Source organism: Brucella cytisi, assembly GCF_038433355.1.
In the GTDB taxonomy this organism is placed as follows: Bacteria; Pseudomonadota; Alphaproteobacteria; order Rhizobiales; family Rhizobiaceae; genus Brucella; species Brucella cytisi.
Genome location: NZ_JBCAUP010000013.1, coordinates 39,516 through 52,611, shown reverse-complemented (window position 1 = coordinate 52,611; position 13,096 = coordinate 39,516). Strand labels below are relative to the sequence as shown.

The window sequence follows — 13,096 nt, the reverse complement described above, 5'->3', positions numbered from 1 at the left end:
CAATCAATGCGGAATGCGAACACAAAGCGCTTCAATCTGCGCGGGAAGTTGCAATGGTGTGGTAACGTTAATACTCCATTGACTGAAATGGTCCATATCTAGCGTTGTTGCTTGGACTTCCGTTCTCCCTATGGTAATCCCTGAATCGTCCTGGGCTTGGGGGTAATGAACGGGACGCCGCCAGGCGACCGCATAGACAGGAACCGGACAGTAGCGCGTATGACTTGGAGTAACAGGACGATACAGGGAAGGGGCATCGCCATGCTTTTGCTGGCGGCTCAATTTTCCTCTTTCATCGTGTCGCCTGCTTTGGCGTTCGAGATCTTTGGTGTTCGTCTGTGGGGCGAGGACAAGAAGGAAGATCCTGACATCATCGACCCGAAGACCTACTCCGTCGAGGTCACGACCACGGGCGACCGCAAGAATGCGGACGGCACGGAAGCCGATCTGAAATCCACCATTGAAGGCGCTTCAGGCCTCGTTTCGGATGCGGAGAGACCAGCTTCGGGCTCTGCCGGACTGCTGGCCAAGGCGCGCGGCGATTATCGCCGCATTCTGGCCGCACTCTATGGCGAAGGCCGCTATGGCGGTACGATTTCTATTCAAGTCGATGGCCGTGAGGCGAACGACATTCCGCCCGACGCGGAAATCCCCAATGATGCGAAGGTCGCGATCTCGGTTGACCCCGGCCCGCAATTTCTGTTCTCGCGCACGGCCATTTCCAATATTGCGCCACCGCCGGTCGACAAGCGCGATCAGGTGCAGTCGCCCGAAGATGCGGGCTTCGCACCGGGACAGGTGGCGCGTTCGGGCACGGTCATCAAGGCGGAGCGCCTTGCCGTTGAGGCGTGGCGCCAGCAAGGCTATGCCAAGGCGCGGATTACCGATGAGGATATCGTCGCGGACCATGCCGATAACCGGGTTTCTGCCGATGTTTCGCTCGATCCCGGCCAGAAGGCGCATTATGGCCCGGTCAGCGTCGTCGGAACCGCGCGCATGGACCCGCAATTCGTGGCCTGGATGACCGGGCTGAAAGAAGGCCAGGAATACGATCCCGACGATATCGAGAAAGCCAAGAAGCGTCTCGGTCGTATGGAAGTGTTCCGCGCCATGAGCTTCGAGGAAGCCGAAAAGATCGAGCGGGACGGCAGCCTGCCGATGACGCTCAACGTGCAGGAGCGCAAGCCGCGCCGTTTCGGCTTCGGTGCCGAATATTCGACCATCGATGGTTTCGGCCTGACCGGCTACTGGATGCACCGCAACCTGTTCGGACGCGGCGAGCGCCTGCGTTTCGACGCCAAGGTCAGCGGTATCGGCGGCACGCAGGACAATTCCTTCGATCCAAAGAACTTTACCTATCTTCTGGGTACGAGCTTCACGAAGCCGGGCGTCTATACACCGGATACGGATTTTGTCGCATCGCTTGATGCCAAGCGCGAAGTGCTGGATGCTTATACCGAAACATCGGTCAATGCGAAGACCGGCTTCACGCAGATATTCAGCGACGAGCTGTCAGGCGCGCTCTATGCCAAGGCGAGCCAGGGTCATTTCGACGATGACGTCTTCGGCTCGCGCAGCTTCACGACGGCGGGTCTTGAGGGCAATCTTCTTTATGACAGCCGCAACAACAAGCCGGATCCGAGTTCGGGCTTCTATCTGGAAGGCAATATCCAGCCCTTCTACGAATTCCAGTACGGCAATTTCGCCACCCGTTTCACCGCCGAAGGCCGCACCTATTACGGCTTTGGCGAAAAGGATCGCGTGATCCTCGCAGGCCGTCTCAAGTTCGGTTCGATCGTCGGCGCGTCCATCGAGGACCTGCCGCCGAGCCAGCTCTTCCTGGCAGGTGGCGGCGGCTCGGTTCGCGGCTATGGCTATCGCAATATCGGCGTCAGCGCGGGCGATGGCGAGATTATCGGCGGGCGCTCGCTTGTCGAGGCCAATGGCGAAGTGCGCACCCGCATCACCGATTCCATCGGCGCGGTGGCATTCGTCGATGCCGGTTATGTCGGTGAAAAGTCTTTTCCCGATTTCTCGGAACAGATGCGCGTCGGCGTCGGTGGCGGTCTGCGCTATCTGACCGGTCTCGGACCGATCCGCCTCGATGTCGCCGTTCCGCTCAACCGCCGCTCGGGTGACCCGAGCTATGGCTTGTACGTAGGTATAGGACAGGCGTTTTGACCAGATTTCTCGCAATCATCGCCTTCGTCGCTTTCTCCGTCACGGCAGTCATCTTCGGCTGGCCGGAACAGCAGAAACAGTTGCAGGCTCAAGCTCAAGTTCCCGCTCAGGCTCAAGATCAGGCCTCTGGACAGGAACAGGCAGAAGCACCAGCAGAAGAAGAGAAATCCTATTTCCTGTCCTTCGTGGAAAGCCAGCTTTCCGCGCCGAACCGCCGTATTTCCATTTCCGGCATCAGCGGTGTTCTGTCTTCGGAAGCAACCGTCGGCTCAATCACCATTGCCGACCGCGAAGGCGTCTGGCTGCGCATCGAGAATGCCAAGCTGAATTGGAGCCGTACCGCACTTCTTGTTGGTCGTCTCAGCATCCAGTCGCTTGCTGCCGAGCGTATCGATATCATTCGCAAGCCGTTGCCTGACAACAGCCTGCCGTCGCCGGAATCGTCCACGTTCAGCCTGCCGGAACTGCCGATTTCAATCAGCCTCGACCAGCTCGCCATTGCGCGCCTGCATTTCGGGCCTGACATTTTCGGTCTTGAATCGGAAGTTTCTGCCAATGGCAGCCTGTCGCTTGCCGATGGTTCGCTCGATTCAAATTTCGACATCAAGCGTCTCGACGGTCCCGGCGGAAATTTTGCCCTTCGCGCGGCCTATGCCAATTCTGACCAGAAGGTCGATCTCGACCTTAAAGTCTCGGAACCGGCTAACGGCATCGTCGCCAACCTGTTGAACATCGATGGTCGTCCTCCGGTCGATCTTACTTTGAAAGGCGCCGGTCCGCTTGACGAGTTGAAGGTCGATCTTGCGCTCGACACCAATGGCAGCCGCACGTTGACAGGCGAATTCGCGCTCAACCGGCAAGGTCAGGCGCCCGATGGCGGACGTGTTTTCTCTGCCCGTTTCAACGGTCCGATCGCGGTTCTTGTACCGCCTGTATTCCGCGATTTCTTCGGTGCCGAAACCGTACTGTCGGCGGATGGCTTCCTGAAGGATGCAGGCGGCTTCCGCCTTGATGATCTGGCGCTGAACAGCGCTGCCTTGAAACTGAAGGCTTCTGCCGAAACCGGCAATGACCGCTTCCTGAACAAGCTGCGCATCGATGCCTCCATTGCCGATGAGAGCAAGGGCCGCGTCCTCCTGCCGGTCAAGGGCGCTGAAACCTATATCGACAATGCAAAGCTCCAGGTCGCTTACGGTGATCGCCCGACCAATGACTGGACGGGAACGCTTGCAATTGCCGGTCTCAAGAACGCAACGATTTCCGCCGACAGCATCGCGCTCGACATGGGCGGCGTTGCCGAGAACCTGAGCGATGCCGCCAATCGCCATATCACCTTCAAGGTCAATGGCGGGATGGATGGCATTTCGGCAGAACGGGCGGAAATTGCCGAGGCGCTTGGCAGCAAGATTGCGCTCGCCATCGATGGCGCATGGCGCGCCGGCTCGCCGGTCGAACTGGCGCAAGCCAATATTGCCGGTAACGGTCTCAGCCTCGATCTCAAGGGCAATATCGACGACTTTGCCTTCAATGGCGATATCGCCGCCAAGATTGCAAGCCTTGCGCCGTTCGGCGCTCTGGCTGACCGTGACCTTGCAGGCAGCATCGATGTCAACGCCAAGGGCATTGTTCGCCCGGTCAGCGGTGCATTCCAGCTCGACCTTAACGGCACAGCACAGAACATGCGCACCGGCACGGAAGCGGTCGACCGCATTCTCGATGGTGCCGTCAATCTCAGCGGCGCGCTTGGCCGCAGCAGCGAGGGATTTTCGGCGCGGGATTTCCGCATCGGCAATGAGCTGAGCGAGATCACTGCCAATGGTTCCTTTGCGTCCGACAAGGCAAGCTTTGATTTCGGCGTCATGCTGTCCGATCTCAAGCTTCTTTCCGATCAGGCATCGGGGCGGATGACCGTCAAGGGCAGTGCGCGTGGCGACGACAAGCTGATCGCGCTGGCGCTGCGCGCCGATGCGCCGGAGGGCACTCTGGCCGGTCGCAAGCTTTCCGAAGGCGGTCTCGATTTCAATGCCATGCTCGATGGAAATGCAAAGACAGGTGCTGCCCTTTCCGGCAAGCTTGCTGGCAGTGCATTCCTTAATGGCCAGCGTGTTGATCTTGGAACGCTCATCGACATCGTCAATGACGAAAAGCGTCTGACCGACCTCGTCTTCAATGCAGGCGGTGCGCATCTTTCGGGCAATGTCACCCAGACCGCGAAAGGTCTCCTGACCGGCGCGCTGAAGCTCGATGCGCCGGATATCTCCACTGCAGCAGCCCTGGCGCTGGCAGAGGCGACCGGTGCGGCCAATGCTGATATCAAGCTCGACGCCAATGACGGTCGCCAGAATGCATCGGTCACTGCCAATGCCAAGGACATCAAGGTCAATGGCAATCGTATCACCTCGGCTGATATTGCCCTGACGGCAAAGGACCTGTTCGGCGTGCCGGTGGTGGACGGCAATGCTGCGGCGCGCGACATAATGGTCGGCACTTTCGGCATCGACAGCTTCGATGCCAAGGCCAATGCGACCGGGTCGAAAACCGATTTCACTGCCAATACCAAGTTGAAAATCGGCACAGTCGCCAGCGCGGCTGGTTCGCTTGAGCCGAAGAATGGCGGTTTTGAACTGGGACTGGCTTCGGCTCATGTGAAGCAGGGCACACTCAGCGCCAATCTGGCCGCGCCCGCCACCATTTCCATGAAGGGCGAGGAAATCTCCTTCGGGGATATCATCATCAATACGGGCGCAGATGCCAGCGCCGGGCAGGTCAAGGTCAATGGCGTGGTCGATGGTCGTCTCGATCTTTCGGTCGCCCTTTCCAATCTGCCGCTGGCTCTGGCCAATACGTTCAAGCCGGAACTGGGGCTTGGCGGCACGGTCAACGGCACAGCCCGCATCACCGGCACGAAAGAAGCGCCCAATGTCGCTTTCGACATGGCGGCGCGAGGCGTGACGGCCGCGGAGCTCAAGAAGCAGGGCATTGCGGCTCTCAATGCCGATGCCAAAGGCACCTCGGCCAATAACCGGCTCAATGTCGATGCGCATGTAACCGGAGGAGGCGGCATCGATGTTCGCGCCAATGGCGGCGTGCCGCTCGGCAAGGGAGACCTTGCCATCGACGTCAATCTCGCCAATCTTCCGCTGACGGCGCTGAACGGTGCGGTCAAGGGACAGGATCTCGCGGGCAATGTGACCGGAACGGCGCGTGTCACAGGACCGCTCACCAATCCTGCTGCAAGCTTCAATCTGCGCGGTACAGGCCTTGCGGCCAAGCCGCTGCGCGATAACGGACTTGCGCCGCTCACCCTGCAAGCTGCAGGCAGCTATGCGGCCATGGCTATCGACTTCTCGTCGCTGACCGTCGACGGTCCACGCGGCCTCAATGTCACCGCCAATGGCAAGGTTCCGTTCTCGGGGCAGGGGCTTGGAGTCAATGTCAATGGTAGCATTCCGCTGGCGCTCGCCAACCGCTTCCTGGCGGATCGCGGTGCGCAGGTAAACGGTACGCTGACGCTGACGGCCAGCGTTTCGGGCGGCTTCAACCGTCCACAATTGCGCGGCATGTTCTCCACCAATGGCGCAACCTTTGTCGATCCGGACACCAATGTTCGCCTGAACAATATCAATGTCATGGGCAGCCTGGATGGCGAAACCGTCACGCTGCGTCAGGTCAATGCCGCGCTCGGCAGCGGCGGATCGGTTTCCGCCAGCGGTACGATCTCGACCAATGCCGAAGCGAGTTTCCCGGCCAATATCGAGATCAAGCTCAATCGTGCCCGCTATGCCGACGGCAAGCTGGTCGTGGCGACCGTCGACGGCGGAATCACGATCAGCGGACCGCTGATGCGAGATCCTTTGATTTCAGGCCGCATCGATGTCGACAGGGCTGAAATTTCGGTGCCGGAAAATCTGGGCGGCGGCGCAGCCTATGTTCCGGTTCGCCACAAGAACACGCCGAAGAACGTTCAGGTGACGCTTGATCGTGCCAAGGTCGAAACGCGTCGCAGCAAAGTGCCGACGCCGACAGCGCGTCCGACCGTACCGCGCCTCGACGTTGTCATCAACGCGCCCAACCAGATTTTCGTGCGCGGTCGCGGCCTCGATACGGAACTGGGCGGACGTCTTCGCCTGACCGGGCCTGTGACCGATATCAAGCCGGTCGGCGCGTTCGACATGATCCGCGGCCGCATCGGTATTCTCGGGCAGCGCATTACCTTCGATGAAGGCCATGTCACGCTGGTGGGCGATCTTAATCCGCAGCTCAACTTCGTCGCCCGTTCGGAAGGCAATGAAATCACCGCAATCGTGACGGTGACGGGCACGGTTGATAATCTCGACATCAAGTTCTCGTCGACGCCGGAACTGCCACAGGATGAAGTGCTGGCGCAGTTGATCTTCAAGCGCTCCATCGGCGAGTTGTCGGCCTTCCAGATCGCACAGCTTGCCGCTGCCGCCGCTGAACTTGCGGGCGGCTCCAACAACTCGCTCATGAACAAGCTGCGCGCCGGGACAGGTCTCGATGATCTTGATGTCGTGACGGATGACAAGGGCCAGACGGCAGTTCGTGCCGGTCGCTATATCCGCGACAATATCTATCTGGGTGTGGAAGCGGGTTCAGGCGGCTCGACCAAGGGCACCGTCAATCTCGACATCACCCGCAACCTGAAAGCCAAGGGATCGCTGGGAGCGGAAGGCGATTCAAGCGGCGGTATCTTCTACGAAAAAGATTATTGATCGCCGCAAATTATTGAAGGCAATCAAGGCCGGGTTTCATGACCCGGCCTTTTGCTATCCGGCTACAATTCAGAATAGCGGTTTTGAGACAAAGCCACATTTTCGCCATTAAATAGCCATGAGATACATACGTTCGCCGCATTTGCCATGAAAATTAAATCGATTAAGTTTTCACATTCACTGCAATTTATGCTTTCAAACGGAATTTTCAGACACGTTTGCGCGAGTTGTTTAACCGTTCTTCAACCATAAGAATGCAAATTGCTGTTGAGTATGGCGGTCGCTTGACGGCTGTGTTTCAACACTTCTGTCCGGGTAATTTGCATGACCAAGTTCATTGACGATCTGAGCCGCCGCCGCTTCCTTTTCGGCACCGGTGCCGTCCTCCTCACCGGTGCTGCCGGTTGTAACCAAACGATGGATATGTCGGCTTTCCAGATGAATGTCGATCCGATGTCGACGGGCGGAATTACGCCGATGCGTCCGCAGATCAGCGTCGACCGCGATATCACGACGCCGGATGTCATGTACGCCGCCGTGCAGGAAGGGCCGTATTCACTGCCCGCAATTCCATACGAGAAGGTGCCGAAGCAATTCCGCCGTCAGATCGTGCCGGACCCGACAGGGCAGGCGCCGGGAACGATTGTTGTCAGCCTCAAGGATCATCTTCTCTACTATGTTCTGCCGGGCGGAGAAGCGCTGCGCTACGGCATCGGGATCGGCAAGGCGGGCTTTGAGTGGTCGGGCACTGCCAATGTCCAGTACAAGAAGCAATGGCCGGTCTGGACGCCTCCACCGGAAATGATCCAGCGCAAGCCGGAACTGGCAAAATATCGTAACGGTCAGGAACCTGGCCCGCAAAATCCGCTGGGTGCGCGCGCGCTCTACATTTTCCAGAATGGGCAGGACACCGGTTATCGCATCCACGGCTCGCCGGAATGGTGGTCGATCGGCCAGTCCATGTCATCCGGCTGTATCCGCCTGATGAACCAGGACATCATCGATCTCTATAACCGCGTACAGGGCAAGGCTCCGATCATCGTCGGATAACCGGACCGGAGGAATTCCGGCTCTGACGGCCTGCAAATGGCGTTGTGCTGCGCTTCCGGTGCTCATGTACCTAAAGTACACTGCGTTCCGGTGCTCGCACTCCACCATTTTCGGCTCGTCATAACCGAAATCTCAACGGTCCGCACGGTGCATCAGCGTCCGTTGGAAATTGAAGCGTTTCTGCTGCAAATAAAAAGGCCGCGCCAGATCTGGCGCGGCCTTTTTGTATCAGGTTCGATACGATTACTCGTAGCGCACCGACTTCGGCATGGCCTCGCCGAGATTGACGAAATGGCGCAGCTCGGCGCGCAGATTTTCTGCCGAAGCCATATGAATCTGGCTCTGCGGCACCACATCGTTCTGCACGATCTGGGTGGATACGCCCGGCATGACAAACGCTCCTGCGGTCAGGACGAGGGCGGCGGCAATGCCGAGGCGTCGTTCGGTTCTGGCCTGCATTTCTATCTCCTTGCGCCGGGTAACGGCGACTTGAAATCTGGAATCATCTTCATTCGCAAAACGCTGGGACTTTCCGGCCAAGGATCGATCTGGGGCCGATCTTGGGTCAATCAGTGAAAAGTCGCGCGCGGCGTAAAATTCAAAGCGCTGTCGATGGCATGGATCGGTATTGGCAACAAAGTCTGGCCGAAATCAGCCAGCGTGTCGGCAAAATTGCGGGCAGCCCCTGCCACATCGTCGCAGCGGCGATGACAGGCAATGGCTTCAAGGCAGGTATCAAGCAGCAACGCGTCCTGATTCTGAATGCCGGAAATCAGCCCCAGCGTCAGGCATTCCTCACGGCAGACATAGTGCGAGTCGAAAGGGAAAGCACGCAACTGGCAGCTAGCGCAATGGCGCAGCACGCGGATGAAATGCGACAGCTCGCCCACCGCGCGTTTTGCTTCCGAAGGCCCAAGCACTTCCGAATAGAGGCCCCAGGTCATTTCCCACGGGATGATCGAGCCTGTCTCGAAACCCGCAGTCCAGCGGCGATAACCTTCCAGCACCAGCTTTTCCGGCAGGCGATCGAAATAGCCCGCAGTGTTGGCGCCGTTCAGTTGGGATATGCGCATATTCATGTCCGCCTCCTGTAGAAGCTACGGAATGAAGACATGCATGCGGGGTGTGAACCCTGCACTTTTACAGAGGGACGTTCGGTTTCCCCCCGCACATTGCAATATCCGGTCGGCAAGAGACTGAGCTGCCAGGGCAGGCCGTCGACATTTGCGGACCGGCATTCGCCGAGACCAATCATAGGGTCCTCCAATCGAAAGGGTTCAAGGCCCAGACATCAAAGGTTGTGAATTTGCACCATGCATAAAAGCCAGAAAATCCATCTGGAGTCAATTACTCAGGTTTAAAATCTTATTAGATTTCAATTGTTTGGAATTATTCTAGACTTTAATACTCATGTTTACAGCATTCGAGAAGGAACGCAACCGCTGTGGGGGAGCAGCGGTTGCGGCAAACGGGCGCATAATGCGCGAAGGAGAGAGGACGCGGATCATTCGCCCCTTTGCTAACACCACAGTCGCATTCTTCGTGATGCCGGGTTGCAAATAGCAATCTTCCCCGTTCCGGTGCTCACGTAGCTTTCTCTGGCGCGTAGCCTTATCCGAAAAGTCTGCAACTTTTCGGGACTATGCCTGGAAGCACGCTCCGCTCCGGTACTCGAAAATCACTCTTCTCGCCACGGCCTGACGAATTTGCAACTGTAGCGCTGGAGCGCATCCCGCAAAGTATGAAACGGTTTTCAGGATGCGCTTTGGAACAAAAAGCCGAGACGCGCTGATCTGATTCAGTCAGATCGAAACGCGCTCTAGTGACCCGAATGCTCTCCATCTTTCTGGCCGCCCTTTTGACCGCTTTGGGCGGTGACGGGGAAGTCGATTGTGACCTTGCCGGCCTTTTCGAATTCCAACGTGACAGCAACGGTCTCGCCTTCCTTGTATGGCTTTTCCGGCTGGATGAACATGAGGTGATAACCACCGGACTTCAGCTCGACCTTCTCGCCTGCCGGAATATCCAGACCGCCTTCAAGCTGGCGCATCTTCATCACGTCGTTCTGCATCGACATCTCATGGATTTCGACGCGCTTGACACCGCCGGTAGTGACGGAAACCAGCTTGTCAGCGTCCTTGCCGTCATTGGCGATGGTCAGGAACCCGCCTGCAACCTTGGCACCGGGAACCATGGCGCGCACCGAAGGTGCCGTGATTTCCAGTTCGCCAAGCTTCGTCGGCACTGCTGCCTGCATGGAGGCCCCATCCATCTGGCCCATCTTGTCGTGCCCACCATGGCCGCCGTGCCCATCGTCGGCGCCTGCGGCCTTCACCAGCAGCTGCGGTGCCGGATGCGCCAGATCGTGCGGGTTCTGGCCATCCTTGGGCACTTCCGTCCACGCAACCGACGCATCGCTTCCGCAGACCTGCGTCACGGGAAAGGAGAGGGTGGTATCCTTGTCGAACTTGGCGAGCTGGCCGACAACGGTGAACTCGTCGTAGAAATCACCGGGCAGGTTGCCATCGGTGAAGCGGACTTCGCGGACGCCGGAAGTCACATCCTTGCCGTGCACCTTGTAGCTCTGGGCATAGTCACCCTTGACGGTCTCGATCTTCCAGCCCGCCTTGACCTGCGGCTGGGCCGAAATGAAGCCTTCAGGCAGCTCGACCTTCACTTCGGTCGTGGCCTTGCCGTCGCAGCCATGCGGTACGCGGAAGGTTGCCCTGTAGAAGCCACCTGCCTTGGCTTCGCTCTGGTCGAGGGAGGAGTGGGCTTGGGCCAGGCCAGCAGAGGCGCACAGTGCGGCAATCGAGATGGCGGAGGCGAAAAGACGATAGTTCTTCATTGTGTCAAACCTGAATAATCATTGGAAGGCACACCGGTACCAAGTTCGGGGGAACAGGGTTCGGGCGCGTTTCATTTCCGAATGCGATCCGGGGAGCGCATTCGCTCAAACGATATTATTCAGGCGAGGGGCGGCGCTTGCGGCGGTGCCGCTGGCGGATAGGTGTTGTGCTGCAGGATCGGTTGTGGCGGCACGAGGCCGTCCGCCATGGCGATATGCGGGGCAGCACCGGTTGAAACCGCAGGCGCAGGGCACAGGAAGGCCGATGAAATCCGGCAGGCTTCGCAACTATTGTTGCTCAGATGCTTGTCGTGACCCTGATGGTTGGGATCGGAACCATGATCGCCGATGCAGAGCACCGGGTAGGTTCCATCAGGCAACTGGTATTGGGCAAGCAGGTAGCTGTCGGGCGCATTGAGGTCGATGGGCTTGTGCGCAAAGGCGACGAACATCAGGGCGAATACGCTAAGGACGCGTATAGCCAAGGATATCCGATATTGGCCGATGCTTGTCTTCAACTCAAAGCTTCTCCATTCAAGCCGAATTTACCTAGCCTAAAGGAGCTGTCTTTGCCAAGCATCAAACAGAAACGGCGCGAATTGGTCGCGCCGTTTCTGTTTTCCAGCGGTCGGGAGAATAGATCTGGAAGTCAGATCGCCCGCTTCTTCATCTGTTCCGCGATATAATCAGCCTGACGGATAGCGAGAGCCACGATGGTCAGGGTCGGGTTTTCCGCGCCGCCGGTTGTGAACTGGCTGCCATCGGAAACGAACAGATTCTTGATGTCATGCGTCTGTCCGTGCTTGTTCACGACGCCATCCTGCGGCTTTTCGCTCATCCGGTTGGTGCCCAGATTATGCGTTGACGGATAGGGTGGGGTCGGGAAGGTACGGACGGCACCAACGGCCTCATAAAGCGCCTTGCCCTGCGCATAGGCATGATCGCGCATGGCGATATCGTTCGGGTGATCGTCGTAATAGACGTCGGGAACCGGCAAGCCGTGTTCGTCCTTCACGTCCTTGCTCAGCGTGATGCGGTTTTTCTCCTGCGGCATGTCTTCGCCGACGATCCAGAGACCGGCCATGTTGACATAATCGTCGAGTGCCGAGGTGAAGCTGCGCCCCCAACCGCCCGGATTGAGGAAGGCAGCCATGAAAGGCAGGCCAAGCGAAACGGTTTCCATCTCATAGCCGCCGACGAAGCCTCGTTTCGGATTATGCGCAGCCTCATCGCGGATGATGCCTGCCATGGTGGTGCCGCGATACATGTGAACCGGCTTTTCAAACGAGGCATAGACCGAACCGGTGGTGTGGCGCATATAGTTGCGCCCGACCTGTCCTGACGAATTGGCGAGGCCGTCCGGGAATTTCGACGAAGCCGAATTGAGCAGAAGGCGCGGGCTTTCAATCGAATTGCCTGCCACGCAGACGACGCGCGCCTTCTGCAAGTGCTGCTTGCCATCCTTGTCGGCATAGAGCACGCCCGTCACCTTGCCAGCCGCATTGTGCTCGATCTTGAGCGCCGTGCATTCCGGGCGAACTTCCAGCCTGCCGGTTTCCTCGCCCTTGGGAATTTCCGTATAGAGCGTCGACCATTTCGCGCCCCATTTGCAGCCCTGAAAGCAGAAGCCGGTCTGCTGGCAGGCCATGCGGTCGTCGCGCGGCGCGGAATTGATAGCCATGCGACCCGTATGGCATTCCTTGTAGCCGAGCTTGTCGGCACCGGCTTTCATAACCTTGAAATTATTGTTGCCGGGCAGACCTTCAATGCCGTTGGTGCGGGTGACCCCCATCTTGTCCTCGGCCTTGGCGTAGTAAGGCTCCAGATCGGCCAGCGTGATCGGCCAGTCGAGCAGATTTGCCCCCTCGATCTTGCCGTAATGGGTCAGGGTCTCGAACTCGTAATCCTGAAAACGCAAGGATGCACCAGCCCAGTGGGTGGTGGTGCCGCCGACAGCCTTCACGATCCATGCGGGCAGGTTCGGGAAATCGTGCGCCACGCGCCAGCTGCCCGATGTCGTGCGCTTGTCGAGCCAGGCGAGCTGGGCAAAACTATCCCATTCATCATTGATAAAATCTTCGAACTCGTGGCGTTTTCCGGCTTCGAGAATGACGACGTCGATGCCTTTTTGGGCCAGTTCGTTGCCGAGCGTGCCGCCGCCAGCGCCCGAGCCGATGATAACGACGACCTTGTCGTCCTTGAGATTGTATGGAGCAGCCATTGTTTCCTCCCAATGCTTTCCCGTTTCCGCAAAACGCAAGGCGCTTGCAGGACGGTGGTGCCG

Annotated in this window: 8 protein-coding genes; 3 read left to right on the top strand and 5 right to left on the bottom strand. The window is 58.4% G+C overall.

Annotation, left to right across the window (positions count from 1 at the left end):
- Positions 1-219 precede the first annotated feature (219 nt).
- From AAE521_RS14110 to AAE521_RS14100, 3 genes are all read left to right on the top strand, one after another.
- Positions 220-2,181, top strand: a complete 1,962-nt coding sequence (locus tag AAE521_RS14110; RefSeq protein ID WP_445433032.1) for an autotransporter assembly complex protein TamA — start codon at positions 220-222, stop codon at positions 2,179-2,181.
- Entirely contained in the window at positions 2,178-6,914 is a 4,737-nt protein-coding gene (locus AAE521_RS14105) for a translocation/assembly module TamB domain-containing protein (RefSeq protein WP_342061627.1), read from the top strand. Before AAE521_RS14110 ends, AAE521_RS14105 begins: the two co-directional genes overlap by 4 nt.
- Positions 6,915-7,238: 324 nt before the next feature.
- Entirely contained in the window at positions 7,239-7,964 is a 726-nt protein-coding gene (locus AAE521_RS14100; RefSeq protein ID WP_010657860.1) for a L,D-transpeptidase, read from the top strand.
- A gap of 243 nt (positions 7,965-8,207) precedes the next feature.
- Here the strand turns inward: AAE521_RS14100 and AAE521_RS14095 are convergent, their stop codons facing one another.
- The 5 genes from AAE521_RS14095 to AAE521_RS14075 all read right to left on the bottom strand — a co-directional run bounded on the left by AAE521_RS14095 (position 8,208) and on the right by AAE521_RS14075 (position 13,033).
- The gene (locus AAE521_RS14095; RefSeq protein WP_011982288.1) at positions 8,208-8,423 is read right to left on the bottom strand and encodes a hypothetical protein; all 216 of its coding nucleotides are present in this window, start codon (positions 8,421-8,423) and stop codon (positions 8,208-8,210) included.
- Positions 8,424-8,533: 110 nt separating this feature from the next.
- Positions 8,534-9,043, bottom strand: a complete 510-nt coding sequence (locus AAE521_RS14090) for a hypothetical protein (RefSeq protein ID WP_342061626.1) — start codon at positions 9,041-9,043, stop codon at positions 8,534-8,536.
- Between the two features lie 740 nt (positions 9,044-9,783).
- Complete coding sequence (locus AAE521_RS14085; protein ID WP_342061625.1) at positions 9,784-10,812, bottom strand: DUF1775 domain-containing protein; 1,029 nt, start codon at positions 10,810-10,812, stop codon at positions 9,784-9,786.
- 119 nt (positions 10,813-10,931) lie between these two features.
- Positions 10,932-11,330, bottom strand: a complete 399-nt coding sequence (locus AAE521_RS14080; protein WP_071632024.1) for a hypothetical protein — start codon at positions 11,328-11,330, stop codon at positions 10,932-10,934.
- A 131-nt stretch (positions 11,331-11,461) separates the two neighbouring features.
- Entirely contained in the window at positions 11,462-13,033 is a 1,572-nt protein-coding gene (locus AAE521_RS14075; protein WP_010657865.1) for a GMC family oxidoreductase, read from the bottom strand.
- Between the last annotated feature and the right edge of the window lie 63 nt (positions 13,034-13,096).

Bases quoted from the DNA above. Each gene is read 5' to 3' on its own strand.
- AAE521_RS14110 (WP_445433032.1), top strand. From the start codon at position 220: ATGACTTGGAGTAACAGGACGATACAGGGAAGGGGCATCGCCATGCTT.
- AAE521_RS14100 (WP_010657860.1), top strand. From the start codon at position 7,239: ATGACCAAGTTCATTGACGATCTGAGCCGCCGCCGCTTCCTTTTCGGC.
- AAE521_RS14095 (WP_011982288.1), bottom strand. From the start codon at position 8,423: ATGCAGGCCAGAACCGAACGACGCCTCGGCATTGCCGCCGCCCTCGTC.
- AAE521_RS14090 (WP_342061626.1), bottom strand. From the start codon at position 9,043: ATGAATATGCGCATATCCCAACTGAACGGCGCCAACACTGCGGGCTAT.
- AAE521_RS14085 (WP_342061625.1), bottom strand. From the start codon at position 10,812: ATGAAGAACTATCGTCTTTTCGCCTCCGCCATCTCGATTGCCGCACTG.
- AAE521_RS14075 (WP_010657865.1), bottom strand. From the start codon at position 13,033: ATGGCTGCTCCATACAATCTCAAGGACGACAAGGTCGTCGTTATCATC.